General features: G+C 61.2%; 1 pseudogene. It reads left to right on the forward strand.

What is annotated here, in order from left to right:
- Positions 1 to 255: pseudogene (locus MRBLMR1_RS30885) on the forward strand (IS21 family transposase); the annotation flags it as partial.

Consider the following 255-nt stretch of genomic DNA (forward strand, 5'->3'; position numbering starts at 1 on the left):
CGCAGTCCTGGAGGCGGCCCTCTACAGGGGGGCCGGGACGAAGATAGGACATCGCCGCGCGCCGGAACCAGATTGGGCGCAGGTCCACCGCGAGCTGAAGCGCAAGCATGTGACGCTGCAGATCCTATGGGACGAATACATCGGTCTTCATCCGGATGGTTATCGCTATAGTCGATACTGCGACCTTTATCGCGGCTGGGCGTTGAAGCTACCGGTGACGATGCGGCAGGATCATGCAGCCGGCGACAAGCTGTT

Source organism: Neorhizobium sp. LMR1-1-1.1 (assembly GCF_040675795.1).
Taxonomy (GTDB): domain Bacteria; phylum Pseudomonadota; class Alphaproteobacteria; order Rhizobiales; family Rhizobiaceae; genus Neorhizobium; species Neorhizobium cellulosilyticum.